This window comes from Mesorhizobium sp. WSM3862 (genome assembly GCF_002294985.1).
Lineage (GTDB): Bacteria > Pseudomonadota > Alphaproteobacteria > Rhizobiales > Rhizobiaceae > Mesorhizobium.
The window spans coordinates 224,831-251,212 of sequence record NZ_NSGE01000006.1 but is presented as its reverse complement, the minus strand read 5'-3'; the positions used below and the strand labels follow the sequence as shown (position 1 = coordinate 251,212).

The window sequence follows — 26,382 nt, the reverse complement described above, 5'->3', positions numbered from 1 at the left end:
ATCCGAAAGCATCTCGGGCTGGCCAGGTTTGAATGCCGGCTAGATAGACCTGAAACCGCCCCCGCTACAATACTTGCACCTGTTCGAGCCACTCCCAGAGATACGGGGCAAGGCCCCGGTCGACGTGCACACGCGCCCGATCGGGGTTGCCGAACCGGTAGAAGAGAACGCCGGCGCCGGCAAAAAGGATCGAAGCCGAGGGACTTGCCTGCCTCGGATCGAGCGCCGTGCCCCTGGCGACCAGACCGGCCAATCCCGGCCCTTTCATCTCGAAGACATGCAGCCCGGCATCCATGACCGTGACCGCGAAACCGGCCGCGTGCCAGCCGGCCGCGACGGGTAGTGGCCGTCCGCTCACGGCGAGAATGCGATCGCGCGCGATGCGCACCATGTATTTGTCGCCGTTGGCAACCGCGCCGGCTCCGACTCCTTCCCCCGCGAGACCCGAAGCCTGCGCCCAAGCCGTCAGGTCGCCGCTGACCAGAAGCTGGTTCAGCCCGTCCAATGTGCGCACGCTGATCCTGTCCGTGTTCAGGACCGCGGTGGTCCAGTCGGGCGCTGGGGGCCATTTTTCGGCAAGGTTACGCACGCAGGCGGCTCCCTTCCGGATCGAAGGCGCAGGGCGCGACGATGGTGGCCCGGCGCAGGACGCCGAGATGCTGAACGTCGATCGTTTGGCCATGCCGCGCGGCACCCCGTTCGATGAGCGCCAGGGCGACCGGACGCCCGAGGGTCGGGCTTTGATAGCTGGAGGTGACGAAGCCGATGCTCCGGAGCCGGTCGCCGCTTTTCTCCACACCATGCGCGCCGGTCGCCAGCGGCGCCTCGCCTTCGCCGACAGCCAGGCCGACAAGCTGATTGCGATCGGTTCGGCTCGCCGCTTCGGTGAAAAGCGAGCGCCGGCCGACGAACTCACCTGTACGCTTGGTCCGCGGTCCCGCGACGCCGAGGTCGTGCGGCATGACGTTGCCGTCGGTGTCCTTGCCGATCACGATGAAGCCCTTCTCGGCGCGCAGGATCATCAGGGATTCAAGCCCGAGCAGCACGGCGTCGAACGCGCGGCCCTCCTGCTGCATTCTTGCCCAGAGCGCCTCGGCCCGGTCGGCGCGGATGGAGATCTCGTAGCTCCGGTCGCCGGTGAAGGAGACCCGGGCAATGCGCACCTCGTCGCCGGCAAAGCGGCCGGCGGTAACCGCCATGTGCGGCAGGCTAGCATCGTCCAGCGCGATACCAAGATCGAGCGCCTCTATCAGCCCGCGCGCTTTCGGACCCGAGACGGTCAAGGTGGCGTATTGCGCGGTGGCGTTGTGGATATAGACCGCATCGCGGCCGAAACGATCCTGCCGCCACTCTTCGAGACGCGCGTGGACAGCGGCGACATGCGACGACGAGCAGGAGACGATGAAGCGGTGCTCGTCGAGACGAACCAGCACGCCGTCATCGAAGACGACGCCATTTTCCGACAGCATGAAACCGTAGCGGCAATGGCCCGGTTTCAGGGTCGACATGGTGTTGTAATAGATGAAGTCGACGAATTCGGCCGCGCGTGGACCGATCACCTCGATCTTGCCGAGCGTCGAGCCGTCGAAGAGCGCAACGGACTGCCGGGCGCGCCGCGCATCCTCCTGGATCTTGGCTCCGGCTTCGCCGCTTCCGTAATAGGCCGGCCTCAGCCAGCCGCCATATTCCTGGAACACTCCGCCTGCTGCGCGATGGTTGGCCTCCAGCGGCAGGCGACGGACCGGGGCGTGCATGCTGCCGCGATGCGCTCCCGCCAGGCTGGCGAACGGCACAGGCGTGAAAGGCGGCCGGTAGGTGGTGGTGCCGACATCCGAGATGGCGCGGCCGGTAACCGCGGCCAGCAGCGCCAGACCGTTCAGGTTCGACGTCTTGCCCTGGTCGGTCGCCATGCCAAGCGTCGTATAGCGCTTCAGGTGCTCGACGGAGACGAAATTCTCCCGCGCCGCCAGTTCGACGTCCTTGGCGGTGACGTCGCTCTGGTAGTCGATCCAGACGCGGCCCTTGGCTTTGGGCTTCGGCCATAGGCTGACGACGCCAAGCTTTGCTTCCTCACCCGTGCTGCGAGGTGCCGGCGGCGCCGAGCCGAACCCGCCGAGGGCCGCCAGGCCGCTGGCCAAAGTTTCGGAAAGCGAGACCGTGCCGGCGACTGCGCCGGCTACGCCGATCCCCTCGATCGCTTCTGCGGGGATGAAAGCCGACAGTTGATCGCTCCAGGCGAGCTTGCCTTTCGCCTGTGAGAACAGATGCACGGTGGGTGTCCAGCCGCCCGAGAGGAGCAGGCAATCGGCCGCAAGGGCGGTACCGTCGTCGAGCAGAACACTCTGAACGGCGTTGCGGCCGCGCGCCGCTGCAATGGCGCGACCGGCGAGGACCCGAATACCGGTCTTCGCCTGCGCGCCACCCTCTCGCCGGCAATCAACCACTGTCACCGAAGCGCCGGCCGCAGCCAGCGCCGAGGCCGGCTCGTAGGCGCTGTCATTGTTGGTTGCGACCACGATCTGCCGGCCGACAAGGACGCCATGCCTGCGCAGGTAGCTCAACGCCGCGTCAGCGGAGAGTATGCCCGGAAGGTCGTTGTTGGCGAACGGGAGCGGCCGCTCGATCGCGCCCGTCGCCAGCACGATGCGGCGCGGGCGCACGCGCCACAGCGTGTCGGGTCGGCCGTCGCGGTGAATCTGGTTGAGCGCGACCAGATTGTGATCATAGAGGCCGAAGGCGGTCGTATCGCGGAGCACGAGATGCCCACTGCTCTTCAGCCGGGCCACCGTCGCATCGACCCATTCCGCACCCTTGACACCGTCGACTGCGCCTGCACGGTGGCGCAGCGACCCGCCGGGATGCGTCCGCTCGTCGACCAGCACGACCGAGTGCCCGGCTGCCGCCGCGCCGGTTGCCGCGGCGAGTCCGGCCGGTCCGGCGCCGACCACCAGGACGTCGCAATGGTGATTGATCTGGTCCGAGACGTGACGCGGCTTCCAATTGCGGTCGACGACGCCGAGCCCGGCCATGGCGCGGATGCGCGGCTCGAACAGGTGCCAGTCCGGCCACATGAAGGTCTTGTAGTAGAATGCGGCGGGCAGGAAACGGGCAAGGCGGTCCAGCACCGCGTTGCGGTCGGCCAGCGCCGTCGGCGACGCGTTGACGCTCTTGACCGCGAGGCCGTCCCGCGCCGGCACGGTCGTTGCCCGCGCATTGGGCACGCGGCCGCCGGCGCTCTCGACATCGACCAGCGCGTTGGGCTCCTCCACGCCGGATCCCCAGATGCCACGCGGCCGATGATATTTGAAGCTGCGGCCGACGATCGCCCGGCCGTTCGCCAGCAAGGCAGAAGCGATCGTGTCGCCGGCAAAGCCGTCGACGCGCGTGCCGTCAAAAGTGAAGCTCAGCGGACGGGCCCGATCGATGTCGCTGCCGCCATTGGCAAGACGCGAAGCGCTCATGCGCCATGCTCCGCTTCGCCGAGCACGGAGGAACCCAACACCTTGTGATTGACGCTGTCGCGGCTCATCGCAAAGAACTCGCCGCAGGTCAGGTGCACCCAGATCTCGCGGGTCGGCCCCTTCGGGTTGTCGCGCATGTGGAGATAGCCCGCCCAGCGCTCGGCCGTCACGTCGTCGCCGTCGGGCCGCAAATTGCCGGCCTCTCCGCCATAGTGAAATTCGCTTTCTTCGCGCGGCCCGCAGAACGGACAGGGAAAGAGCTGCATCTTTGCTATACCTTCAATGGGCAATGCCGGAGCCGGCAGCCTCGTCGATCAGCCGGCCGCGGGCGAAGCGGTCGAGATCGAAAGGCCGGCTGATGTCGTGGTGCCTGCCGGTTGCAAGCAAATGGGCAAGCAGCGTGCCGCCGGCGGGAATCGCCTTGAAGCCGCCCGTGCCCCAGCCACAATTGAGGAAAAGCCCGGGCAACGGCGATTCGCCGATGATGGGCGAGGAATCGGGGACGACGTCGACGATGCCTGCCCATTGCCGCATCATCTTCAGCTGGCCGAATATCGGGAACATTTCGAGCATGCCTGCGATCGCGCCTTCCAGCACCGGCAAGTTGCCGCGCTGGCCATAGGACGGGATGCGGTCGAGCGCGCCGCCGATCACCAGTTCGCCCTTGTCCGATTGGCTGACATAAACGCCCGTATCCGGCGAGATCACCACCGTGTCGATGATGGGCTTGACCGGCTCGGACACGCAGGCCTGCAGCGCATAGGAATTGACCGGCAGCCGGAATCCCGCCTTCGCCGCCAGCACCGAGGAGTGGCCGGCCACCGCCATCCCCGTACGCTCTGCCCGGATTGCGCCGCGCGATGTGACGACCCCGCGGCAGCGCCCGTCCTCGATGATAAAGTCGCTGATCTCGCAGTTCTGAATGATGTCGACGCCGAGACGGCTGGCGGCGCGCGCATAGCCCCAGGCGACAGCGTCATGACGGGCAGTGCCGCCGCTCGGCTGCCAGGTGCCGCCATAGACGGGGTAGCGGGCATCCGGGCTGAAATTGTAGATCGGCACCACCCGGCGCACGTCCTCGACCGAGAACAATTCGCAATCGATGCCGTTGACCTGGATGGCGTTGACGGACCGGGCAGCGGTTTCCATTCCCGCTTCGCTATGCGCGAGGGTGAGAATGCCGCGCGCGGAAAACATCACATTGTAGTTCAGATCCTTCGACAGCCTCTTGTAGAGACTATGCGCCAGTCCGTAGATCGCCGCGCTTTCCGGGTAGAAGTAATTTGAGCGGACCACGGTTGTGTTGCGGCCGGTGTTGCCGCCGCCGATCCAGCCTTTCTCGAGCAGCGCCACATTGGTGACCCCGTGGTTCTTTGCGAGATAGTAAGCCGTAGCGAGGCCGTGGCCGCCACCGCCGATGATGATGGCGTCGTAACGCGGTTTGGGCTCCGGCGAGCGCCAGGCCTTCTCCCACCCCGTCTGGCCGGCGACGCCTTCTTTGAACAGCGAAAGCGCTGAATAGTGCCTAGTCATGCGCTCAGGCCCGCATCACTTGAGCGATAGTGCAACGGTGCCATGAAACCCTGAGACGCCATATCGGCGGCGCAGTACCGAAACCGGCGCATCAACTCGCCCCGTCCTCGAAAGCCCATAACCCATCCCGTTCTGCCGCGGTTCGACAAAAGTCGTCGAGCTTCGCGCGGCGCGAACTTAGCTTGAATGGACACCTGTGTCCATTGGGGAATCGAGGCTGCGCCTCGCAGGGAGCGCGGCAACCGGCCAGCTAAGCCAAGTGAAATGCATTTGCGCGCGTCAGGCGCATGGTGGATTTCATTTGCTTGGTGATCCTCCTCCCATGGGGCAAACTCCCGCCGGGCTGTCAGGAGGAGAAATGAGAGCACGCGCAGCGACGGTCGGAGATCTCGAGGATGTTTTCCGCGGCCTGTCCAAGCGAATGTCGGACGAGTACCTGGCGGCCGGCAAGGACAGCAAGGCCGCCTACGACAATCTGATGATGAACCTGAAGGAAGGCCGGGCGCATGCGCTGGTCGAGGGCGCGCAGGCCGTCGCCTTTATCGCCTGGCATGAGCATGGCGACGCGGCCGACACGCTGTTTGCCGCGCAGGAGGACTTCTTCAGAGCGGCAACCGTTCGCTTCTGCAGGCGTCACATCCGCCACATCCAGGCGCTCGCCGGCAACCTGCCCGTGCACTCGCGCAGCTGGCTCGATGGACCGGACGTCGCAAAATGGTTTCGGCTCATCGGCTATGTCGAGCGGGGACAGGAGAATGGCGCCACCCTGTTCGAACTGCCGCCGGCGCCCAATGGGTGACACGGGTTATTCGCGCAGCGGCTTGCACCGCGCAGCAATTGGCGGGATGGTGTGGAAGGCAGCCGGGGGCGCTGGCAGGCCGGAGATGCATGGCTGCTGGAAATCAAAATGGTGCGAGCTTGTTTGGCCCTTGTCGCCCTTGTTGCCCTTGCGAGGCCAACAGAAGCAGGCGAGCGAGCGGCTGCTCTCTTCGACCGCTCCGATCTGGCGTCCGCGTATTCGGGTGAGTCCGACCTCGTAACCGCCTATACGACCGGGATGGCCCGGTACCGTCTTCAGCTCATAGCGCGTACCGGCACCGCCAATCTCGCCGCCCCTCTCGAACCTTTGGCCCTGCGGCCGGAATTTCGCCAGCGGACATGGCGCTCGGCCGATGGCAGCCTGCTGCAGGGCTTCGCCGGCAAAGGTGGCTTCCGGCTGACTGTCGGCAACTGCCTTGCCCGCCTCTGCGCGGCCAGCGAATGCAGCGAGGCCGGCTGGCCGGTCTATGCCTGCAGCGACGGCCATAAGCGCAAGATGTCGGTGAAGAGCTTTGTGACGGCAACCTTCGACGGCCTCCCTTACCGGCGGTTGAGCGCTCCGCCGGAACCGTGATTTGATTGCGGTCGGCGACTGGATCGACACCACAGGAGCCCTTCAGCCAGTTGATGAGAAGCATGGCGCGCGGATCGCCGGTGGCGGTGAGCACCAGGATCAGTGCGTCGAGGAGGGCCGCCAGCGCGACGCCGGCTTCTCTAGTCGACATTCACCGGTCAGGTTGCGCCGGCGTCGCCCGGCATGGCATCTGTCGGCCGATGACACGCAAGCCCCTACGACAGCTTCCCGAATTCCCGCGACGACCGGTCGCTGGAAAAGTCAGCCTCAACCGAGCGCTCTCGAAGCTAGGATTCTGCTCGCGCAAGCAGGCCGAACTGATGATCGCCGAAGGACGCGTGCGCGTTGCCGGCAAGGTGGCGCGCGACCCGTCGCTGCGCGTCGATCCGGATCGCGACCGCATCGCAGTCGATGGCGCACAGGTCGCCGCGGAACGAAAAGTGTATCTGATGCTCAACAAGCCGCGCGGGCTGGTCACCACGCGCGACGACCCCGAAGGACGCGGCACCGTCTATGACTGCCTTGCCGATCTCGACCTGCCCTTCGTGTCGCCGGTCGGGCGTCTCGACAAGGCGAGCGAAGGTCTGCTGTTGATGACCAACGACACGCGCTGGGCGAACCGTTTGCTCGATCCTGCCTCGCATGTCGCCAAAACCTATCATGTGCAGATTGCTTCCGTGCCCGACGAGAAGATGCTCGAGCGGTTCCGCCAAGGCGCTGTCGTCGACGGGGAATTGCTGACGGCGAGCTCGATCGCGCTCTTGCGCAGCGGCGGGCGCACGGCCTGGCTGGAGATAGTCCTCGACGAAGGCCGCAACCGCCAGATCCGCCGCATGCTCGGCGCCTTCGACATCGGCGTGCTCAGGCTGGTACGGGTGGCGATCGGGCGGCTGCAGTTGGGTGATCTCGCGAAGGGCAAGGCGCGGCATTTGACGGCCGAGGAGCTGGCGATACTTGCCGCTTAACAGGGGCCGGAACTACTTTTGGTTCCAGCGGCGGATGACCGGCTCGGTCAGGTCGTGCTCGTAGCCGAGGATGCTGAGGCTCGCGGTATCGAGGACGAAATGTTCGCCGCCTTCCGGCGGCAGGCCGATCCAGCACGCCGCAAGCACGCGCAGGAAATGCGAGCTCGAGAAGATGAGCACATTGCCGGCCACCGTCCGGATTTCGGCCACGATCGCATTGGCCCTGGCGCCTACATCGGCCGCCGTCTCGCCGCCCGGGCAGCCGTCGCGAAACAACTGCCAGCCCGGACGTCCGGCAAGGATTTCCTTCGTTGTCACGCCTTCATAGGCGCCATAATCCCATTCCTGCAGGTCGGCCTTCTTGAGCGCGCGCTCGCCGAAGCCGGCCAGCCGGCAGGTGTCGAAGGCGCGCTGCGACGGGCTCGACCAGACCGCCTGGAAGGTGTGCTCCTTGAGGCGGTCGGCGACGCCGCCTGCGGCCTGTTCGCCTTCCGAGGTCAACGGAATGTCGGTGCGGCCGGTATGCTTTCCCGATGCGCTCCATTCCGTCTCGCCATGGCGGACAAGGTAGATCTCGGGAAACGCGCTGCTCATCCGCCGGCCCTCACGCTTGGATGCACCGGCAAGAATGCCGGCCCGCGCCACCCTATGCGGCGTCCGACAAAAAGAACAGGCCGCGGCGGAGCCACGGCCTGTTTCGGCTTGGGTGGACGCTCTTTGTCTGTGCAACTCCGGATCGAAGGCTACGGTGAAGTCACCGAGGCAATTTTCCGGGAATTGTTTCGATCGCTCAGGCCGGCTGCAGGCCGCCTGAGAGCGCGAGGTCTGCCTCCTCCGGCATCTGGCCGGCCATGGCGGCGGCGAACTGCTTCTGGTCGAGCTCGCCTTCCCAGCGCGCCACGACGATGGTCGCGACGGCATTGCCGACGAAGTTGGTGAGCGCGCGACACTCCGACATGAAGCGGTCCACGCCGAGGATCAGCGCCATGCCGGCAACCGGCACCGAAGGCACGACCGAAAGCGTGGCCGCCAAGGTGATGAAGCCGGCGCCGGTGATGCCGGCGGCACCCTTGGAGCTCAGCATGGCAACGAGCAGCAGCAGGATCTGGTCGCCGAAGGTGAGCGGCGTATCGGTCGCCTGGGCGATGAACAGCGCTGCCAGCGTCATGTAGATGTTGGTGCCGTCGAGGTTGAAAGAATAGCCGGTCGGGATGACAAGACCGACCACCGAGCGATTGCAGCCGGCGCGCTCCATCTTGGCCATCAGGCCGGGAAGTGCTGCCTCCGACGATGAGGTGCCCAGCACCAGGAGCAGCTCTTCCTTGATGTAGCGGATCAGCGCCAGGATGGAGAAGCCGTTGTACCATGCCACCGCGCCCAGCACGATCAGCACGAAGAGCAGCGACGTCAGGTAAAAGGTGCCGATCAGGAAGGCGAGATTGGCGATCGCGCCGATGCCGTATTTGCCGACGGTGAAGGCCATGGCGCCGAAGGCGCCGATGGGCGCAGCCTTCATCAGGATGGCGACGAGGCGGAAGATCGGCGCCGTCAGCGCCTGCAGGAAGTCGACCACCGGACGAGCGCGCTCGCCGACCAAAGCGAGAGCGACGCCGAACAGCACCGAGAAGAACAACACCTGCAGGATGTCGCCCTGGGCGAAGGCGCCGGTTATGGTGTCGGGGATGATGTTCAGCAGGAAGCCGACGATCGTCGTATCATGCGCCTTCTCGGTGAAGGTCGAGACCTTCGAGGCGTCGAGCGTCGCCGGATTGATGTGCATGCCGGCGCCGGGCTGGACGACATTTGACACGATCAGGCCAACGATGAGCGCCAGTGTCGAGAAGACGAGGAAATAGATCATCGCCTTGCCGGCGACCCGGCCGACCTTGTGCAGGTCGGAGACGCCGGCGATGCCGGTCGCGACGGTGAGGAAGATCACTGGCGCGATCACCATCTTGACCAGCTTGATGAAGGCATCGCCGAGCGGCTTCAACGAGGCGCCGATGTCGGGATAGAAATGGCCGAGCAGGATGCCGGCGGCGATCGCCGCCAGGACCTGCACGTAAAGATGCCGATAAAAGGGAACTTTGCCGCGCGGTTCCGCGGCAGCGATTGCCGTCTGCATGATGTCCTCCGTTCGGCCCCGATCGAGAAGCTCGACCTCCCGGGGCAGTTGACCTTCACAGCCTCGCGGCTGCTGCGGATGCATTTGCAACGGCCGTGCCAGATTGCGCTTTAAGGCGTCGAGTATTGATTTTGTTTGGTTTTCTGACGCAACGCGCTTTGCCATTCGACAGCGCAGTGCGGCGATCCGCATAGCTCGAATTGTGCTTTGTGCGAAATCATGCACAAATGGGCGATGCTGCAACGCCCCGCCGCTGCCCTCGCTTCGACGCCCGAACTGCTCGCCGGGCGGGCGCGGCGCGCCTGGCTGCTGTTTGCGGCGGTGGCGCTTCTCATCGTCTTTGCAGCGCTCTATGGCGCCGGCCTCTACGGGCGCTCGACCGAGATCGAGGCGCTGTCGGCGCAAGGGCGGACCGACGCCAATCTCAAGGTGGCACTGCTGCGCGCGGTGCTGGAAAATCCGCGCGCGCTGCCGCTGCTTCTGTCCGAAGACCAGCAGGTGCATGACGCGCTCGCTGAGCGCAGCCCCGCCTCGATCGACGTGCTGAACCGCAAGCTCGAAGGGCTGGTTTCGGGCACCAAGGCCTCGGTGCTTTACGTCACCGGCCCGGACGGGCTGGCCATCGCTTCCAGCAACTGGCGCGAGCCGGTAAGCTTCGTCGGCAATGACTACGGTTTTCGCGCCTATTTCTCGGGCGCCATGCAATCCGGCACGGCTGAGTATTTCGCGCTCGGCAATGTCAGCAAGCGCCCGGGCCTCTACATTTCGCGCCGTGTCGGGAGTGCGGCGGCCCCGCTCGGCGTCGTCGTGGTCAAGATGGAGTTCGACCAGCTCGAAGCCGACTGGCACGAGGCGAACCGCCCGGCCTATGTCAGCGACGAGCATGGGGTGGTGCTGATCACCAGCGTGCCCTCCTGGCGCTTCATGACGACGGCGCCGCTGGCCGCTCCAGTCGCGGCCGACATCCGCGCCAGCCAGCAGTTCGGCGAGGCTCCGCTGGTGCCGTTGCCCATCACGAGGCCACAACCGCTCAGCCCCGATGTCGCGTTGGTGCACGCCATCACGCCCGGCGGCAGCGACGCGGAGTATCTGCGGCTATCCACCGCCGTGCCGTCGACGCCATGGCGCCTCGACTATCTCGTGCTGGCGGAAGCGCCGATCGCGGCGGCGCAGCGCGAAATGCGTTTGTTGGCCCTCGGCGTCCTTGTCCCGCTGCTCGCTTTGGCCGCCTATCTGTTGTGGCGCCGGCAGTCCGCGCAGATGCGGATCGCTGCCGAGCAGGCGGCGCGCGCCGAACTCGAACGGCGCGTCGTCGAGCGCACGCAGGACCTCAGCCTCGCGCGCGACCGGCTGCAGGCCGAGATCGCCGACCACCGCAGCACCGAAGCCAAGCTGCAGGTCATGCAGCAGGAGCTGGTGCAGGCCAACCGCCTGGCGACGCTCGGCCAGGTTGCCGCGGGCGTCGCGCATGAGATAAACCAGCCGGTGGCGACCATCCGCGCCTATGCCGACAATGCGCGCGTTTTCCTGGAACGCAAGCAGACGGCGCCGGCGGAGGAAAATCTCGGCGCCATCGCCGCGCTGACCGAACGCATCGGCTCCATTACCGAGGAGCTGAAAGCTTTCGCCCGCAAGGGTCGCACCGCCGCCGAGCCGGTCGAGTTGCGCAGCGTCATCGAAGGCGCCGTGGTGCTGCTCAGGAGCCGCTTTGCCGGCCGGCTGGACGCGCTGGCGATCACGCTGCCACCGGCGACGATGAAAGTGATGGGCAACCGACTGCGGCTCGAGCAGGTGCTGATCAACCTGTTCCAGAACGCGCTGGAAGCGCTCGACGGGCGTGACGGTGCTCGGGTCGAAGTGTCCGCCGCGGAAACCGCCGAAGGCGTCGCGCTGATCGTGTCCGATAACGGACCGGGGATTCCGCCCGCGATCCTGAAATCGCTGTTCACGCCTTTCAATACCTCGAAGGAAAAGGGCTTGGGGCTCGGGCTCGTCATCTCGAAGGACATCGTCGCCGACTATGACGGGCGCATCGAGGTGACAAGCAGTGGGAGCGGCACCCGCTTCACCATCCATCTCTCGAAGGCTGACCCCACATGACAGACGGCAGTCCGGTCATCCTGATCGATGACGATAGCGACCTGCTCAAGGCGACGAAGCAGACGCTCGAACTCGCCGGTTTTGCCGTGTCTGCCTTTTCCTCGGCAAGCGAGGCACTCGCCGGCCTCGATGCCGGCTTTGCCGGCGTCGTGGTGTCAGACATCCGCATGCCCGAGATGGACGGCCTGCAGCTTTTCGACCTCGTGGTCGACCTTGACCCGGATATCCCCGTCATCCTCGTCACCGGGCACGGCGATATCGCCATGGCGGTGAAGGCGATCAAGGACGGCGCCTATGACTTCATCACCAAGCCCTTCGCCGCCGACCGGCTGGCGCAAAGTGTATGGCGCGCCGCGGAAAAGCGCCGTCTTGTTATGGAGAACCGCGCCTTGCGCGAAGCGGCCGAGCAGGCGCAGGAAGGCCTTCCGCTGATCGGCCAGACACCGGCTATGGAGCGGCTGCGCCGCACGCTGAGACAGATCGCCGACACCGATGTCGATGTGCTGGTTACCGGCGAGACAGGCTCGGGCAAGGAGGTGGTGGCGAGCCTGCTGCATCGCTGGAGCCGCCGCGCCAAGGGCAATTTCGTCGCGCTCAATTGCGGCACGTTGCCGGAGACGGTGATCGAAAGCGAGTTGTTCGGTCATGAGGCCGGCGCCTTCACCGGCGCGCAGAAGAAGCGCGTCGGCCGCATCGAGCATTCGAGCGGCGGCACGCTGTTCCTCGACGAGATCGAAAGCATGCCCCCCTCCACTCAGGTGCAGATGCTGCGCGTGCTCGAAATGCGCGAGGTGACGCCACTCGGCACCAACGAAATCCGGCCCGTCGACCTGCGCGTCGTTGCCGCCGCCAAGGTCGATCTCGGCGATCCCGGCCAGCGCGGCAATTTCCGCGAAGACCTCTATTATCGGCTCAATGTGGTGACGCTTTCGATCCCGCCGCTGCGCGAGCGCCGGGACGACGTGCCGCTGCTGTTCGGGTACTTCGCCGAGCGCGCCGCCGCCCGCTTTCATCGCCAGGTGCCCGCGGCGCCGGCCGCCGTCCAGCGCCATCTGCGCGAACACGACTGGCCGGGCAATGTCCGCGAGCTCGTCCATTTTGCCGAGCGCTTCGTGCTCGGACTGGAAGAGATCGGCAGCAGCCCCGCCGCTCAGCCGACAGATTTGGACGTCTCGATGCCCTTGCCGGAACGGCTGGAGCGCTACGAGGCCGAGATCATCCGCGAGACACTTGGCCGCAATGGCGGCGATGTCCGGCGTACGATCGAGGCGCTCGGCATTCCGCGCAAGACCTTCTACGACAAGCTGCAGCGGCACGGCATCGTGCGCAGCGATTTTTCCAGAGAGATCAAGCTTGTGGAACCCGATCGAAGCCCCCGGCGTTGAGGCTATCCAGGAAACCGTGGCACGTTGGCACCAGCCGGGTGGCGAACGCATGATGGCGGTGGCGTTGCCGGTTGCACTTGGCAAGCGTTGATGGTTTGTTGCCGCTCAGCGGAGAACGAATGATGCGCGAATCCCTCGGTCAAGACGAATACGGCTCGGCCAGCCCCTTTGATCCGGACGATCTGCCGAATCTCAACGCCATGGGACCGGCGATGGGCAGCGGCAATGATTTCGAGAAATATGCCGTTGCCGTCATCATCGTGTTCGGCGCGCTGATCATCGGCGGCCTGATGGCCGCCTCGATGACCTTCGGCCACCGCAACGGCTTCCTGTTTGCGTTGGGCGGCGCTACTTCGGCCTGGATTTCGGGCAACGCGCTGCTGATTGACCGGCCGCGCATGTATGCGCTGTTCGTCGGCATCGCGGCGGTGCTGCTGATTGCCTCGACCATTACCCTCGTCGTGTAGTCAGTAGCCCAGCGCCTCGCCGGAAGCGGCGCGGCTGTCGATGGCTCCGTTGTAGCGGGCGCCGCCACCTTTCTCGATCTCCGCCAGGCTCTTGCCGCCTACAAGGATGCCGGCCGCCTGGCCCCAGGTCTGGTCGCTGAGATCGAGATGATAGCCCATACCGGCAAGCAGCCTTTCGGTGTCGGGAGAAAGCCCGAAAGGCTCGACATAGACGGTGTCGGGCAGCCATTGATGGTGGATGCGCGGGGCGTCGATCGCCTCCTGAATGTTCATGCCGTGGTCGATGACGTTGACGATCGCCTCCAGCGTGATGGTGATGATGCGCGAGCCACCCGGGCTGCCGATGACCATGAACGGCTTGCCGTCCTTCACAACGACGGTCGGGCTCATCGAGGACAGCGGCGTCTTCTTCGGCTGGATCGCGTTGGCCTCGCCTTGGACCAGTCCGTAGAGGTTGGGCACGCCGGGCTTCTGGGTGAAATCGTCCATTTCGTTGTTGAGCAGGATCCCGGTGCCGTCGGCGACGACGCCGGCGCCAAAGGAACCATTGAGCGTATAGGTGACGGCTACCGCGTTGCCGTCCTTGTCGATGATAGAATAATGGGTGGTTTCCTTCGACTCGCCGAAGCCCTTGGGCATCAAGTCCTGCGAGACGCCGGCGCGGAACGGATCGATCTTGTCGCGGATGTCCTTGGCATAGTCCTTGTCGAGCAGTTTCGAGACCGGATTGTCGACGAAATCCGGATCGCCGAGCGCCGAATTGCGGTCGACATAGGCATGACGCATGGCCTCGACCATGACGTGGACGGTCTCGGCCGAGCCGGCTCCGAGATAGGACAGCGGATAGCCTTCGAGCACATTGAGGATTTCGCAGATGATGACGCCGCCCGAACTCGGCGGCGGCGAGGAGATGATCTCGTAGCCGCGATAGGAACAGGTCACCGGCTTCAGCTCGCGCACCGCGTATTGCTCGAAATCGCCTTTGGCGAGGATGCCGCCCTTGGCGCCGCTCGCCTTGACGATCGAGTCGGCAATCGGCCCCTTGTAGAAGGCATCGGGGCCTTTCTCGGAGATCGCCGAGAGCGAGGCCGCAAGGTCCGACTGAACTAGCTTCTCGCCGATGCCATAGGGCTTCCCGTCTTTTTTCAGAAAAATAGCGCCCGCTGCCGGATCCTTGGCCAGCCGGTCGGCGCCGCCGGCGAAGGAGGCCGCGTCGCCCTGGTTGAGGACGAAGCCGTCCTTGGCATAGGCGATCGCCGGGGCCATGAGATCCTGTCTGGACAAGGTCCCGTATCTCTCGCGCGCCATCTCGAAGCCGGCCACCGAACCAGGCACGCCGACGGCGAGATAACCGTCAAGGCTGGCACCTTTGATCGGCTTGCCCTCCTTATCGAGATACATCGTCTTGGTCGCCGCAAGGGGCGCGCGCTCGCGGAAATCGATGAAGGTCGAACGGCCGTCCTTCAAGCGGATGGTCATGAAACCGCCGCCGCCGATATTGCCGGCATTCGGATAGACGACGGCCAGCGCATAGCCGACGGCGACCGCCGCATCGACGGCGTTGCCGCCCTTCTTCAGCACGTCGATGCCGACTTCGGTGGCGAGATGCTGGGCGGTCACCACCATGCCGTGCTCGCCCTTGGCGGGAGCCGGCGAAGCCGCAAAAACGGCGGCCGATGGTGTGAAGGCAACAGTGAGCGCAAAGCTGACGGCGATCAGCGTCCGGCGGGTGAGATGCATGGTGGGTCTCCAAGGCGGGGGGACACCCAGGAAAGACCGTTGGAGCGCGTTAGTCCAATAACAATTGGAGTAGCATTGGGCAGAGCCCCTCACCTGCCCCCCGAATTGCGAAGGGCAATTCGGGGGCAGTCCGACCTCTTCCCGCGGGGGAAGGAGCTCGTCAGCGCCGACGCCAACCGCTTCTGCCTTGGGAGAAAGGCGGCCGCGAAGCGGCCGGATGAGGGTGTCAGACGATCCCGCCGCCACCGCCGGCGACGCCCGGCCGCTCCGCCGCGACCTTCGCCCGGTAGCCGGCCTCGCGATAGGCGGCGACCGGATCAATGGCGCCGCCGGTTCTCAGCCGCGCCATGGCGAGGATCGGCTCGACATCGGTGCGGTAGGCGGTCTTCAGCGTCTGCGTCGCCATCAGCGCGTCGTTCGCTTCCTGAAAACCGTCCAGCGCCTTGCGGTCGACCAGCAGCGCCTGCGCATAGGCGCGCTGCACCTCGACCGCGGACAGCATCAGGCTTTCGATCGGATCGGTGACGTTATGGCTCTGGTCGAGCATATGCGCGGGATGGAAGCCCTTGGCACCCGAAAGCTCTGCATCGACCAGCTCGTTGAAGACCAAAAACAGCCGGTAAGGATCGATCGAACCGGCGTCGAGATCGTCGTCGCCATATTTGGAATCGTTGAAGTGGAAGCCGCCGAGCTTGCCGAATTGAATCAGCCGCGACACGATCATCTCGATGTTGACGTTGGGCGCGTGGTGGCCGAGGTCGACGAGGCAGAAGGCCTTGTCGCCGAGCTCCTTGGCGATGATGTAGTTCGTGCCCCAGTCCTGCACGACGGTCGAATAGAAGGCCGGCTCGTACATCTTGTGCTCGGTAAACAGCCGCCAGTCGTCCGGCAGGCCGGCGTAGATTTGCCGCATGGCGTCGAGATAGCGCTCGAAGGCCTTGGCGAAACTGACCTGGCCGGGGAAGTTCGAGCCGTCGCCGATCCATACCGTCAGCGCCTTCGACCCAAGCGTCCTGCCGATCTCGATGCATTCGAGATTGTGCTCGACCGCCTGGCGGCGCGTGCCGGCATCGGCGTGCGACAGCGAGCCAAATTTGTAGGAGAGCTTCTGGTCCTTCGCGTCGGAAAAGGTGTTGGAGTTCATCGCATCGAACCCGAGCCCGAAACGCGCCGCCGCCTGCTTCAGCCGGTTCGGATCGGCCTTGTCCCACGGGATATGCAGCGAGACGGTAGGCGTCGCTTGCGTCAGCTGGCTGATGACGGCGCAATCCTCGATCTTGTCGAAGATGTCGCGCGGCTCGCCGGGGCCGGGAAAACGGGCAAAGCGCGTGCCGCCGGTGCCGACGCCCCAGGAGGGGATCGCGACGCCGAATTTTTCGACTTGGTCGCGGATCGCATCAATGGCTATGCCGCGCCGGTCGAGGCGCTCGCCGAGCGAGGCGTAGTCGCGCTCGAGGGCGGGTTGGCGAGCCGAGTTGTGGTTGGCGACGAGGTCGGCTGAGATGATCTGTTCGGACATTTTTTCCTCCCAATTCGTCTGCGCTGCCCCTCATCCGCCTACCGGCACCTTCTCCCCGTATAGTCACGGGGAGAAGGAACGCGCTCCAGCGCTGGCGCCCCCTCTCCCCGTTCTTACGGGGAGAGGGTAAGGTGAGGGGCAGCGCTGGCTCTGACAATTTACCGCGTAAAACTCTGCGCGTTGCCGGCGTCGACATTGACGATGTTGCCGGTCGACTTGGCCGACATGTCGGAAGCGAAGAAGTAGATCGCTTCGGCGATATCTTCCGGAAATACCGAGCGTTTCAGCATCGAACGCGACCGGTAATGCTCCTCGAGATCGTCGGTCGACATCTTGTAGGCGGCGGCGCGCTGTTCCTTCCATTCGCCGGTCCAGATCTTGGAGCCGCGCAGCACGGCGTCCGGATTGACGACGTTGACCCGGATCTGCGCCTCCGCACCCTCAAGCGCGAGACAGCGCGCGAGATGGATCTCGGCCGCCTTGGCCGTGCAGTAAGCGGCGGCGTTGGGCGAAGCGGCAAGGCCGTTCTTGGAGGCGACGAAGACGACATTGCCGCCGATCTTCTGCGCGCGGAACAGCCGGAAAGCCTCGCGCGAAACGAGGAAATAGCCGGTCGACAGGATGTCCATATTCTTGTTCCACAACGCCAGCGTCGTCTCCTCGATCGGCGCCGAGGAGGCCAGGCCGGCATTGGAAACGAGAATGTCGATGCCGCCGAACTCGACCGAAGTTTCGGCAAAGCCCGACGTGACCTGATCTTCCGAGGTCACGTCGATCCGCACCGGACGGACGAAGTCTTTGCCGTAGGCCTTCGACAGTTCTTCGTGAGCGCCGGCTAGCGCGGTCTCATCGATATCGGCCAGCACGACGCAGGCGCCTTCGAGCAGCAGCCGGTTGGCGGTGGCGCGGCCGATGCCGCCGGCGCCGCCGGTGACCAGCGCGATCTGTCCCGCCAGCGCCTTCGGCTTCGGCAGCCGCTGGAGCTTGGCTTCTTCCAACTGCCAGTATTCGATGTCGAAGGCCTCCTGAGCCGGCAGGCCGACATAGGACGAGACCGTCGAGGCGCCGCGCATGACGTTGATGGCGTTGACGTAGAACTCGCCGGAGATGCGCGCCGTCGCCTTGTCGCCGGCGAAAGTGAACATGCCGACGCCCGGCATCAGATAGACGACCGCGTTCGGATCGCGGATGGCGGGCGAGTCCGGATGTTTGCAACTGTCGTAGTAGGCCTGGTAGCCGACCCTATAGGCTGCAATGTCGTCGGCGAGGCGCGCGATGACGGCATCGACATCCGGCCTTGCCGGATCGAACTCGATTACCAATGGCCGGATCTTGGTGCGCAGGAAATGGTCCGGACAGGACGTGCCCAGCGCCGCCAGCGGGCGCAGGTCTTTCGAATTGACGAATTCGAGCACTGCCGGCTGGTCGTCGAAATGGCCGAGCTTATGGCTCTTTTCCGAGATCAGGCCGCGGATTCTCGGCATGAGTTTCGCGGCAATGGCACGCCGTGCCGGCGCGTCGAGCGCCTTCACCACCTCGCCGCCGAAGATCGCCTTGCCGTCGGATTTGCGCTCGAACCAGTCGATCGCCTGATTGATCACCGAAATCGTCGTTTCGTAGCATTCCTTCGGCGTGTCGCCCCAAGTGAACAGGCCGTGGCTTTCGAGAACCACGCCCTTGGCGTCGGGGTTCTCGCGGCAGAATTTCTCCAGCCACAGCCCAAGCTCGAAGCCCGGCCGCTTCCAAGGCAGCCAGCCGATGGCCTCGCCAAACACCTCTTTCGTGATCGCTCTGGAGTCCTTCGCCGCGGCAATCGCGATAATGGCATCGGGATGCATGTGGTCGACGCAAGCCTTCGGCACAAAGGCATGCAGCGGCGTGTCGATGGAGGCCGTGCGCGGATTGAGGTTGAAGGTGCAGTGGGGCAGATAGCCCACCATCTCATCCTCGTGGTCGACGCCGCGATAGAGGCTCTTTAGCGCGCGCAGCTTGTCCATGTAGAGGGTCGCAAATCCGTCGAGCTTGATCGAAGCGCTGTCGCCGCCCGAGCCCTTGACCCACAGCACCTCGACGTCCTCACCGGTCAGCGGGTCTTTCTGCCAGACCTTGGACGAGGTGTTGCCGCCGCCATAATTGGTGACGCGCTTGTCTGAACCCAGCGTGTTCGAGCGATAGACCAGAAGCTCGGGACCGCTCATCCCTTCGGCCCTTGCATCGTCCCACAGATTGGCGAGGCGCGAGCCGGAGCGCTTGTCGAGCATAGGTATCCTCCCTTGGGACGCTAAAACCGAGCAGTCCAATTTGGCTGGAATGTCTACGCAACAGGGCCTCTTGTCAATCATAAACGATCAAGATCGATCATATTGCACTGCACAATGAAAATATGTGATCGGAAATGATTGACACTGCGCGTTTTCTGGTGCCTGATAGCCAGGCAGGGAGGAACCATGCACGAAAAAGAGCGCCACAGGATCATTCTGTCCGCCGTCCAGGAAAAGCCTGTGGTGACGGTGCAGGAAATGGTCGACCTGACGGACTCCTCCGAGGCGACGATTCGGCGCGATATCGCGGCGCTGCATGTGCAAAAGCGCCTGCGCCGGGTGCGCGGCGGCGCCGAGGCGATCTCACCGCCGCAAGTCATCGGCCTTGCCGGCCGGCCCTTCTCGGTCAACGAAACGCTGAACGCCGCGCAGAAGCGGGCGATCGCCCGCGAAGCGGTGAACCTTTGCAAGGACGGCGAGCCGATCATCATCAATGGCGGCACCACGACCTTCCAGATGGTGCATTTCCTGACCGGCCGCCGCATGCCGATCTTCACCAACTCGTTCCCGATCGCCGAGCACCTGCTCAAGCACTCGAAGAACACGGTGATGCTGTCGGGCGGCACGATCTATCGCGAGCAGAACATCATCCTGTCGCCCTTCGACAACGATGTGACGCGCAATTTCTATGCGCGGCGCATGTTCATGGGCGCTCAAGGGTTGGGACCGCTCGGCCTGATGGAAGGCGACCCGCTGCTGATCCAGGCGGAGCAAAAACTGATTGACCAGGCCGACGAGCTGGTGGTGCTGGTCGATTCCTCGAAATTCCGCATGCGCTCCAGCCTGATCCTGTGCGGGCTGTCGCGCATCACGACCGTGATCACAGACGACGGTATCGACGACCGCGAAGCCAAGATGCTGGAAACCGCGGGCGTGGCGCTGATCGTCGCCCGCAAACAGTCAAGCGACAAGGAGGAATCTTCACTGCAGGCCTGAGGACAACTCGCGCCCGCAGCGGCGATGGAATGCAACGCTCAAGGGAGGATATTCGATGAGCTTTTTGAAGAAACTGCTGGTCACGGCGGCCTTTTCCGCCGCCATGTTCGTGAATGGCGCCTATGCCGAGAACGTCAAGATCGCGCTGGTCGTGAAGTCGCTCGGCAACGGCTTCTTCGACGCCGCCAACAAGGGCGCCGAGGAAGCGGCCAAGGAACTGGGCGACGTCGACGTGATCTATACCGGTCCGACCAAGGCGACGGCGGAGGCGCAGATCGAGGTGATCAACTCGCTGATCGCGCAGAAGGTCAATGCCATCGCCGTCTCGGCCAATGACGCCGATGCGCTGGTGCCGGTGCTGAAGAAGGCGATGGATCGCGGCATCACCGTGATCTCGTGGGACTCCGGCGTCGCCAAGGAAGGCCGCCAGCTCCACCTCAACCCGTCCGACACCAATTTGATCGGCGAAACCATCATCAAGCTCGCCGCCGACTACCTGCCGGAAGGCGGCGATGTCGCCATCCTCTCGGCATCGTCGACCGCGACCAACCAGAATGCCTGGATCGAAGCGGCCAAGAAGGTGCTGCCGGAGAAGTTCCCGAAGATCAAGCTGGTCGCCACCGTCTATGGCGACGACGACTCCGCCAAGAGCACCGACGAAGCCAAGGGCCTGTTGAAATCCTATCCGAACCTCAAGGCGATCATCGCGCCGACCACCGTCGGCGTCGTTGCCGCCGCGCAGGTCGTCACCGACGAGAACCTGATCGGCAAGGTCAACGTCACCGGCCTCGCGCTGCCGTCGGAGTTCAAGAAGTTCATCGACAACGGCGCCAGCCAGGCGGTCGCGCTGTGGAACCCGATCGACCTCGGCTACTCGGCGATCTATCTCGCGCATGACCTGGCGGTGAAGAAAGAAGAGGCCAAGCCCGGCGCCACGCTGTCGATCGGCCGCGTCGGCAAGGTGACGCTCGACGACACCAACTCGGCTGCGATGGCTCCGCCCTTCCAGTTCGACAAGACCAACATCGAGAAGTTCTCAAAGATCTATTGATCTGAGGAGCTTGCACCCTCCCCCTTGCGGGGAGGGTCGGCGAGGCGGTGTCGCGAAGCAAAACTGGCGAGACGGGGTGGAGGTGACGACGCTTCCATGCACCAGGACCTTAACTTGATATGCTAGACAACCCCCATCCCGCTCACGTTGTTCGCGACCCTCCCCGCGAGGGCGAGGGTAAAGTGGCCCCGCGCCTGACGCTCTCAGGCATCTCCAAGAGTTTTCCGGGCGTTCGGGCGCTGCACAATGTCAGCCTGTCGCTCTATCCCGGACAGGTGACGGCGCTGATCGGCGAGAACGGCGCCGGCAAGTCGACGCTGGTCAAGATCATGACCGGCATCTACCAGCCCGACGCCGGCGAAATCAGCATCGACGGCCAGGCCACGACGCTGCCCAGCGCGCATGCCGCCTTCGGCCACGGCATCACCGCCATCCATCAGGAGACGGTGCTGTTCGACGACCTTTCGGTCGCCGAAAACATCTTCCTCGGCCATGCGCCGCGCACCCGCTTCGGCACCATCGACTGGCGCACCATGCGCAAAAATGCGCGCGAGGTGCTGGAGACGATGCGCGCCGGCCACATCGACGCCGATGCTCGGCTGAAGGACCTCGGCATCGCCAACAAGCATCTGGTGGCGGTGGCACGCGCCATGTCCATCGACGCGCGCATCGTCATCATGGACGAGCCGACCGCCGCACTTTCGATGAAGGAGATCGAGGAACTTTTCCTCTTGATCGAATTCCTGAAGAGCGAAGGCAAGGCGGTGCTCTTCATCAGCCACAAGTTCGACGAGATCTACCGCATCGCCGACCGCTACACCGTCTTCCGCGACGGCGAGATGGTGGGCGAAGGCCTGCTCAAGGACACCGGCCAGAACGAGATCGTGCGTATGATGGTCGGCCGCAACGTCGACCACATCTTTCCGCAGCGCGAGCCGAAGATCGGCGCTCCGGTGCTGTCGGTCTCCGGCCTGTCGCACCCGACCGAGTTCGACGATATCGGCTTCGAATTGCGCAAGGGCGAAATCCTCGGCTTCTATGGCCTCGTCGGTGCCGGCCGCAGCGAGGTGATGCAGGCGATCGCCGGCATTACGCGCACCAGCCGCGGCACGATTTCGCTGGACGGCAACTCAATCGCGCCGAAATCGGCGGCGGATTCGATCGAGGCCGGCATCGTCTATGTGCCGGAAGAGCGCGGCAAGCAGGGTGTCGTCATCGGCCTGCCGATCTTTCAGAACGTATCCCTGCCTTCGCTTGCGCGCACCTCGAAATCCGGTGTGCTCAAGCTGGCGGAAGAATTCTCACTTGCCCGCTCCTACACCGAGCGGCTGGACCTGCGCGCCTCGTCGCTCAGCCAGGATGTCGGCACGCTTTCCGGCGGCAACCAGCAGAAGGTGGTCATCGCCAAATGGCTGGCGACGACGCCGAAGGTGATCATCCTCGACGAGCCGACCAAGGGTATCGACATCGGCTCCAAAGCCGCCGTGCACGGCTTCATGGCCGAGCTGGTGGCGCAGGGGCTATCGGTGATCATGGTCTCCTCGGAATTGCCGGAAATCCTCGGCATGTCCGACCGGGTCGTCGTCATGCGTGAAGGCCGTATCGCGGCCACCTACGACAACAAAGGCCTCGACGCCGAGACGCTGGTCAGGACCGCAGCGGGGATCGCGGCATGAAGAATTTTCTCAAATACCGCGAGATCTGGCTGCTCGCCGGCATCGTCCTGCTGATCGGGCTGATCTCGACCCGCTTCCCCGGTTTTGCCGATCCGGCCAATCTGCGCCAGGTGTTCAATGACACCTCGATCCTGATGATCCTGGCGCTCGGCCAGATGGTGGTGATCCTGACGCGCTCGATCGATCTGTCGATGGCGTCCAACCTCTGCTTCACCGGCATGGTGGTGGCGATGCTCAACGCTGCCCATCCGGCGATCCCGATCCCGGTGCTGATCGTCATCGCACTGCTTGTCGGCCTCCTACTCGGCGCCATCAACGGCTTCCTGGTGTGGCGGCTGAATATCCCGTCCATCGTGGTCACGCTCGGCACGCTCACCATCTATCGCGGCGCCACCTTCGTCGTCTCCGGCGGCGCCTGGGTCAATGCCGACCAGATGAGCCCCGACTTCATCAACTTCCAGCGCGCCGCCTTCCTCGGCCTGCCGGTCCTGTCGTGGATCGCGCTTTTCGTCATTGCGCTGTTCTTTCTGGCGATGACGCGCACGCAGATCGGCCGCTCGATCTATGCCATCGGCGTCAACCCGACCGCCTCGGTCTATGCCGGCATCGATGTCGGCCGCACCAAGTTCATCGTCTTCTGCATTTCCGGCATGATCGGCGGGCTAGCCGGGTACTTATGGATCTCGCGCTACGTGATCGCCTCGGTCGAAGTCGCCAACGGCTACGAGCTCAACATCATCGCCGCCTGCGTCATCGGCGGCATCTCGATCGCCGGCGGCATTGGCTCGGTCGGCGGCGCGGTGCTCGGCGCGCTCTTCCTCGGCATCATCTCCAACGCGCTGCCGGTCATCAACATCTCGCCCTTCTGGCAGATGGCGATCTCCGGCAGCGCCATCATCCTGGCCGTGGTGCTCAACGCGCGCGGCGAGCGCCGGCAGGGTCGCATCATCCTCAGAAAGGCGGAAGCGGCATGACCGACACCCCTGCCCCGCGCCATATCCCCGACCGGCTCGACAAGCCGCTTTCTTCGGCGATCTTTTCCTGGGAGGCACTGCTCGTAGTCATCGCGATCCTCATCTTCGCGGTGAACAGCTTCGCCTCGCCCTATTTCCTCGACCCGTGGTCGCTCTCGGATCTGACCTTCAACTTCACCGAAAAGGGCCTGATTGCGCTTGCAATGGCGCTGCTGATCATCTCGGGCGAGATCGACCTGTCGGTTGCCGCGATTGTCGCGCTCGCTTCGACGATGATGGGCATGGCGGCGCAGGCGGGCGCCGGCACGCCGGTGCTGGTCGCGATCGGCATCGCCGTCGGGCTCGGCTGCGGCGCCTTCAACGGATTGCTCGTCACCAGGCTCGGCCTGCCTTCCATCGTCGTCACCATCGGCACGATGAGCCTGTTTCGCGGCATCGCCTTCATCATCCTCGGCGACAAGGCCTATAAGGGATATCCGGAGACTTTCGCCTTCTTCGGCCAGGGTTATGTCTGGTGGGTCTTCTCGTTCGAGCTGGCGTTGTTCCTTTTCGCGGCGCTGGTCTACTGGTTCGTGCTGCATCGCACGAGCTTCGGCCGGCGCGTCTTTGCCATTGGCAACAATCCGGTCGCCTGCCAGTTCTCCGGTGTGCGCGTCGACCGCATCAAATTCATCCTGTTTTGCCTCACCGGGCTGATGTCGGGCATCGCCTCGGTGCTGATCACGTCGCGGCTCGGCTCGACAAGGCCGTCGATCGCGCAGGGCTATGAGCTGGAGGCCATCACCATGGTGGTGCTGGGAGGTGTGTCGATCCTCGGCGGCGCCGGCAGCATCCTCGGCGTGGTTCTTGCCGCCTTCATCATGGGGCTGGTGACCTTCGGCCTCGGCCTGCTCAACGTGCCCGGCATCGTCATGTCGATCTTCATCGGCCTGCTGCTGATCATCGTCATTGCGCTGCCGATCGTCTGGCGGCGGCTGCGCGAAGGACGTTTCGCCTGATGGAGAAACACGCCTTCAAGATGAAGCTCAATCCCGGCATGAAGGCCGAGTACAAGCGCCGCCATGACGAGATCTGGCCTGAGCTGGCGGAGCTGCTGAGAGATGCCGGCGTCTCCGACTATTCGATCCATCTCGACGAGGAGACCAGCATCCTCTTCGGCGTGCTGTGGCGGCGCGACGATCACGGCATGGCCGACCTGCCGAAACATCCTGTGATGCAGCGCTGGTGGGCGCATATGGCCGACCTCATGGAAACCAAACCCGACAATGAGCCGGTGGCGGTGCCGCTGGAAACCATGTTCCATATGGCATGATCCGCCACGTCGCCGTCATCGATATCGGCAAGACCAACGCCAAGGTGGCGCTGGTCGAGCTCACGACGCCGAGCGAGATAGCGCTGCGCCGCACCGCGAACGCGCCCGTTTGGCAGGCGCCCTACCCGCATCACGATGTCGAGGCGCTGTGGACGTTCATCCTGAACAGCCTCGCCGATATCAACCGCGAGCGGCGGATCGATGCGATCTCGATCACCACGCATGGCGCGACCGGGGCGCTGGTCGACGCCGCCGGCGAACTGGTGCTGCCGGTGCTCGACTATGAATTCGACGGCCCCGACCAGCTTGCGGCCGACTACGACGCCGTACGCGCTCCCTTCGCCGAAACAGGCACGCCGCGGTTGCCCATCGGCCTTAATCTCGGCGCGCAATTCTTCTGGCAGCAAAAGCGCTTTCCAGTGGAATTCGCCAAGTCCGCCGCGATCCTGATGTACCCGCAATATTGGGCGCTGCGGCTGACCGGCGTGGCCGCCAACGAAGTGACATCGCTGGGCTGCCACACCGATCTGTGGAACCCCTGGACGTCCGACTATTCCTCGCTGGTCGACAGGATGGGCTGGCGTCCGCTGATGGCGCCCGTGCGTCGGGCGAAGGACAGGCTCGGATCGATCCTGCCGGCGATTGCCCGACTGACAGGGCTCGACCCCGCGACTCCCGTATTCTGCGGCCTGCACGACTCCAACGCTTCGCTGCTCCCGCATCTGTTCTCCGATCGGCCGCCCTTCTCCGTCGTCTCGACCGGCACATGGGTGGTCTCGATGGCGGTCGGCGGCAAGAAGGTCGAGCTCGATGCGGCGCGCGACACGCTGGTCAATGTCAATGCGCAGGGCCATCCCGTGCCGTCGGCGCGCTTCATGGGTGGACGCGAGTTTTCGCTGCTGACTGAAGGCCAGGCGCAGGACTGGACCGAGGCCGATGTTGCCGCCGTGCTGGCACGAAAAGCATCGCTTCTGCCGTCAACCCAACAAGGCTCCGGGCCATTCCCTCACCGCGCCGCGCAATGGGTCAACGCCGAGGGCTTGCCCCCCGGCCAGCGCTTCGCCGCGATCTCGTTCTATCTCGCGCTGATGACCGCGACCTGCCTGGAGTTGATTGGCGGCGACGGGCGGACGACGGTCGAAGGGCCCTTTGCGCGGAACCCGCTTTTCATCCGCATGCTGGCGGCGGCAACGGGACGGGCTGTCATTGCGTCGGAGACGTCGACAGGAACGAGCATCGGCGCGGCACTGCTGGCGTCAGACGGCGCTACCGCAATGAGCAAAGGCGAGCGGACCGAGCCACCCGCAGATCCGGCTTGGCACGATTGCGCGCGAGCGTGGCAGCGGGTTGTCGGGACATGATCCGCGCCATGGTATTTGACACAATTTGACAGGTCGCGCCGACCAGCGCCGACATAGGCCAGT

22 protein-coding genes are annotated in these 26,382 nt (G+C 64.5%); 13 read left to right on the top strand and 9 right to left on the bottom strand.

Annotated features, from left to right (window positions below; all coding sequences use genetic code 11):
• Positions 1–64 precede the first annotated feature (64 nt).
• From CK224_RS20255 to CK224_RS20240, 4 genes are read right to left on the bottom strand one after another with little or no spacing between them, the layout of a single operon-like run.
• Positions 65–589, bottom strand: a complete 525-nt coding sequence (locus CK224_RS20255) for a hypothetical protein (protein WP_095782952.1) — start codon at positions 587–589, stop codon at positions 65–67.
• Complete coding sequence (locus CK224_RS20250) at positions 582–3,461, bottom strand: sarcosine oxidase subunit alpha family protein (protein WP_095782951.1); 2,880 nt, start codon at positions 3,459–3,461, stop codon at positions 582–584. Before CK224_RS20250 ends, CK224_RS20255 begins: the two co-directional genes overlap by 8 nt.
• Complete coding sequence (locus tag CK224_RS20245; protein WP_095782950.1) at positions 3,458–3,727, bottom strand: sarcosine oxidase subunit delta; 270 nt, start codon at positions 3,725–3,727, stop codon at positions 3,458–3,460. The genes CK224_RS20250 and CK224_RS20245 overlap by 4 nt, the downstream gene beginning before the upstream one ends.
• A 13-nt stretch (positions 3,728–3,740) precedes the next feature.
• Complete coding sequence (locus tag CK224_RS20240; RefSeq protein ID WP_095782949.1) at positions 3,741–4,994, bottom strand: sarcosine oxidase subunit beta family protein; 1,254 nt, start codon at positions 4,992–4,994, stop codon at positions 3,741–3,743.
• Between the two features lie 358 nt (positions 4,995–5,352).
• On the opposite strand from CK224_RS20240, the gene CK224_RS20235 reads away from it, so the two are divergent.
• The 3 genes from CK224_RS20235 (at position 5,353) to CK224_RS20225 (ending at position 7,352) form a co-directional block, all read left to right on the top strand.
• Entirely contained in the window at positions 5,353–5,793 is a 441-nt protein-coding gene (locus tag CK224_RS20235) for a hypothetical protein (protein ID WP_066993921.1), read from the top strand.
• Positions 5,794–5,901: 108 nt separating this feature from the next.
• Positions 5,902–6,387, top strand: a complete 486-nt coding sequence (locus CK224_RS20230; RefSeq protein ID WP_245426033.1) for a hypothetical protein — start codon at positions 5,902–5,904, stop codon at positions 6,385–6,387.
• 200 nt (positions 6,388–6,587) lie between these two features.
• Positions 6,588–7,352 (top strand): pseudouridine synthase, encoded by a 765-nt coding sequence (locus CK224_RS20225; RefSeq protein WP_095782948.1) that lies wholly within the window; start codon positions 6,588–6,590, stop codon positions 7,350–7,352.
• 12 nt (positions 7,353–7,364) lie between these two features.
• Here CK224_RS20225 and CK224_RS20220 read toward each other — a convergent pair whose 3' ends face one another.
• Together CK224_RS20220 and CK224_RS20215 are read right to left on the bottom strand one after the other, a co-directional pair.
• Positions 7,365–7,946 (bottom strand): histidine phosphatase family protein, encoded by a 582-nt coding sequence (locus tag CK224_RS20220; RefSeq protein WP_095782947.1) that lies wholly within the window; start codon positions 7,944–7,946, stop codon positions 7,365–7,367.
• A 196-nt stretch (positions 7,947–8,142) separates the two neighbouring features.
• Entirely contained in the window at positions 8,143–9,477 is a 1,335-nt protein-coding gene (locus tag CK224_RS20215; protein WP_067322894.1) for a dicarboxylate/amino acid:cation symporter, read from the bottom strand.
• A gap of 234 nt (positions 9,478–9,711) precedes the next feature.
• On the opposite strand from CK224_RS20215, the gene CK224_RS20210 reads away from it, so the two are divergent.
• The 3 genes from CK224_RS20210 (at position 9,712) to CK224_RS20200 (ending at position 13,429) form a co-directional block, all read left to right on the top strand.
• Positions 9,712–11,577 carry an ATP-binding protein gene (locus CK224_RS20210; protein ID WP_095783127.1) on the top strand — a complete coding sequence of 622 codons (1,866 nt, stop codon included), beginning with the start codon at positions 9,712–9,714 and terminating at the stop codon, positions 11,575–11,577.
• Positions 11,574–12,962: a sigma-54 dependent transcriptional regulator gene (locus tag CK224_RS20205; protein ID WP_095782946.1), complete on the top strand. Its 1,389-nt coding sequence runs from the start codon at positions 11,574–11,576 to the stop codon at positions 12,960–12,962. Before CK224_RS20210 ends, CK224_RS20205 begins: the two co-directional genes overlap by 4 nt.
• 119 nt (positions 12,963–13,081) lie before the next feature.
• Entirely contained in the window at positions 13,082–13,429 is a 348-nt protein-coding gene (locus tag CK224_RS20200; protein WP_067322821.1) for a hypothetical protein, read from the top strand.
• Here CK224_RS20200 and ggt read toward each other — a convergent pair whose 3' ends face one another.
• The 3 genes from ggt to CK224_RS20185 form a co-directional block, all read right to left on the bottom strand.
• Positions 13,430–15,169, bottom strand: coding sequence for a gamma-glutamyltransferase (gene ggt, locus CK224_RS20195; protein WP_095782945.1), 1,740 nt, complete (start codon positions 15,167–15,169; stop codon positions 13,430–13,432).
• A 226-nt stretch (positions 15,170–15,395) separates the two neighbouring features.
• Complete coding sequence (rhaI, locus tag CK224_RS20190) at positions 15,396–16,688, bottom strand: L-rhamnose catabolism isomerase (protein WP_095782944.1); 1,293 nt, start codon at positions 16,686–16,688, stop codon at positions 15,396–15,398.
• A gap of 158 nt (positions 16,689–16,846) precedes the next feature.
• Positions 16,847–18,949, bottom strand: a complete 2,103-nt coding sequence (locus CK224_RS20185) for a bifunctional rhamnulose-1-phosphate aldolase/short-chain dehydrogenase (RefSeq protein ID WP_095782943.1) — start codon at positions 18,947–18,949, stop codon at positions 16,847–16,849.
• A 186-nt stretch (positions 18,950–19,135) separates the two neighbouring features.
• Between CK224_RS20185 and CK224_RS20180 the strand changes: the two genes are divergently transcribed.
• The 7 genes from CK224_RS20180 (at position 19,136) to CK224_RS20150 (ending at position 26,319) form a co-directional block, all read left to right on the top strand.
• A complete protein-coding gene (locus tag CK224_RS20180; protein WP_095777439.1) occupies positions 19,136–19,945 on the top strand; it encodes a DeoR/GlpR family DNA-binding transcription regulator in 810 nt (269 codons plus the stop codon).
• Positions 19,946–20,000: 55 nt separating this feature from the next.
• Positions 20,001–20,996, top strand: coding sequence for a rhamnose ABC transporter substrate-binding protein (gene rhaS, locus CK224_RS20175; protein WP_095782942.1), 996 nt, complete (start codon positions 20,001–20,003; stop codon positions 20,994–20,996).
• Between the two features lie 119 nt (positions 20,997–21,115).
• The gene (locus CK224_RS20170; RefSeq protein WP_245426030.1) at positions 21,116–22,672 is read left to right on the top strand and encodes a sugar ABC transporter ATP-binding protein; all 1,557 of its coding nucleotides are present in this window, start codon (positions 21,116–21,118) and stop codon (positions 22,670–22,672) included.
• Positions 22,669–23,646 (top strand): ABC transporter permease, encoded by a 978-nt coding sequence (locus CK224_RS20165; protein ID WP_095782940.1) that lies wholly within the window; start codon positions 22,669–22,671, stop codon positions 23,644–23,646. The genes CK224_RS20170 and CK224_RS20165 overlap by 4 nt, the downstream gene beginning before the upstream one ends.
• A complete protein-coding gene (locus CK224_RS20160; RefSeq protein WP_095782939.1) occupies positions 23,643–24,644 on the top strand; it encodes an ABC transporter permease in 1,002 nt (333 codons plus the stop codon). The genes CK224_RS20165 and CK224_RS20160 overlap by 4 nt, the downstream gene beginning before the upstream one ends.
• Entirely contained in the window at positions 24,644–24,958 is a 315-nt protein-coding gene (rhaM, locus tag CK224_RS20155) for an L-rhamnose mutarotase (protein ID WP_206520505.1), read from the top strand. Before CK224_RS20160 ends, rhaM begins: the two co-directional genes overlap by 1 nt.
• The gene (locus CK224_RS20150; RefSeq protein ID WP_095782938.1) at positions 24,955–26,319 is read left to right on the top strand and encodes an FGGY-family carbohydrate kinase; all 1,365 of its coding nucleotides are present in this window, start codon (positions 24,955–24,957) and stop codon (positions 26,317–26,319) included. Before rhaM ends, CK224_RS20150 begins: the two co-directional genes overlap by 4 nt.
• The last annotated feature ends 63 nt before the right edge of the window (positions 26,320–26,382 follow it).

Bases quoted from the DNA above. Each gene is read 5' to 3' on its own strand.
- CK224_RS20250 (WP_095782951.1), bottom strand. From the start codon at position 3,461: ATGAGCGCTTCGCGTCTTGCCAATGGCGGCAGCGACATCGATCGGGCC.
- CK224_RS20245 (WP_095782950.1), bottom strand. From the start codon at position 3,727: ATGCAGCTCTTTCCCTGTCCGTTCTGCGGGCCGCGCGAAGAAAGCGAA.
- CK224_RS20240 (WP_095782949.1), bottom strand. From the start codon at position 4,994: ATGACTAGGCACTATTCAGCGCTTTCGCTGTTCAAAGAAGGCGTCGCC.
- CK224_RS20235 (WP_066993921.1), top strand. From the start codon at position 5,353: ATGAGAGCACGCGCAGCGACGGTCGGAGATCTCGAGGATGTTTTCCGC.
- CK224_RS20230 (WP_245426033.1), top strand. From the start codon at position 5,902: ATGGTGCGAGCTTGTTTGGCCCTTGTCGCCCTTGTTGCCCTTGCGAGG.
- CK224_RS20225 (WP_095782948.1), top strand. From the start codon at position 6,588: ATGACACGCAAGCCCCTACGACAGCTTCCCGAATTCCCGCGACGACCG.
- CK224_RS20220 (WP_095782947.1), bottom strand. From the start codon at position 7,946: ATGAGCAGCGCGTTTCCCGAGATCTACCTTGTCCGCCATGGCGAGACG.
- CK224_RS20215 (WP_067322894.1), bottom strand. From the start codon at position 9,477: ATGCAGACGGCAATCGCTGCCGCGGAACCGCGCGGCAAAGTTCCCTTT.
- CK224_RS20210 (WP_095783127.1), top strand. From the start codon at position 9,712: ATGCTGCAACGCCCCGCCGCTGCCCTCGCTTCGACGCCCGAACTGCTC.
- CK224_RS20205 (WP_095782946.1), top strand. From the start codon at position 11,574: ATGACAGACGGCAGTCCGGTCATCCTGATCGATGACGATAGCGACCTG.
- CK224_RS20200 (WP_067322821.1), top strand. From the start codon at position 13,082: ATGATGCGCGAATCCCTCGGTCAAGACGAATACGGCTCGGCCAGCCCC.
- ggt (WP_095782945.1), bottom strand. From the start codon at position 15,169: ATGCATCTCACCCGCCGGACGCTGATCGCCGTCAGCTTTGCGCTCACT.
- rhaI (WP_095782944.1), bottom strand. From the start codon at position 16,688: ATGTCCGAACAGATCATCTCAGCCGACCTCGTCGCCAACCACAACTCG.
- CK224_RS20185 (WP_095782943.1), bottom strand. From the start codon at position 18,949: ATGCTCGACAAGCGCTCCGGCTCGCGCCTCGCCAATCTGTGGGACGAT.
- CK224_RS20180 (WP_095777439.1), top strand. From the start codon at position 19,136: ATGCACGAAAAAGAGCGCCACAGGATCATTCTGTCCGCCGTCCAGGAA.
- rhaS (WP_095782942.1), top strand. From the start codon at position 20,001: ATGAGCTTTTTGAAGAAACTGCTGGTCACGGCGGCCTTTTCCGCCGCC.
- CK224_RS20170 (WP_245426030.1), top strand. From the start codon at position 21,116: ATGCTAGACAACCCCCATCCCGCTCACGTTGTTCGCGACCCTCCCCGC.
- CK224_RS20165 (WP_095782940.1), top strand. From the start codon at position 22,669: ATGAAGAATTTTCTCAAATACCGCGAGATCTGGCTGCTCGCCGGCATC.
- CK224_RS20160 (WP_095782939.1), top strand. From the start codon at position 23,643: ATGACCGACACCCCTGCCCCGCGCCATATCCCCGACCGGCTCGACAAG.
- rhaM (WP_206520505.1), top strand. From the start codon at position 24,644: ATGGAGAAACACGCCTTCAAGATGAAGCTCAATCCCGGCATGAAGGCC.
- CK224_RS20150 (WP_095782938.1), top strand. From the start codon at position 24,955: ATGATCCGCCACGTCGCCGTCATCGATATCGGCAAGACCAACGCCAAG.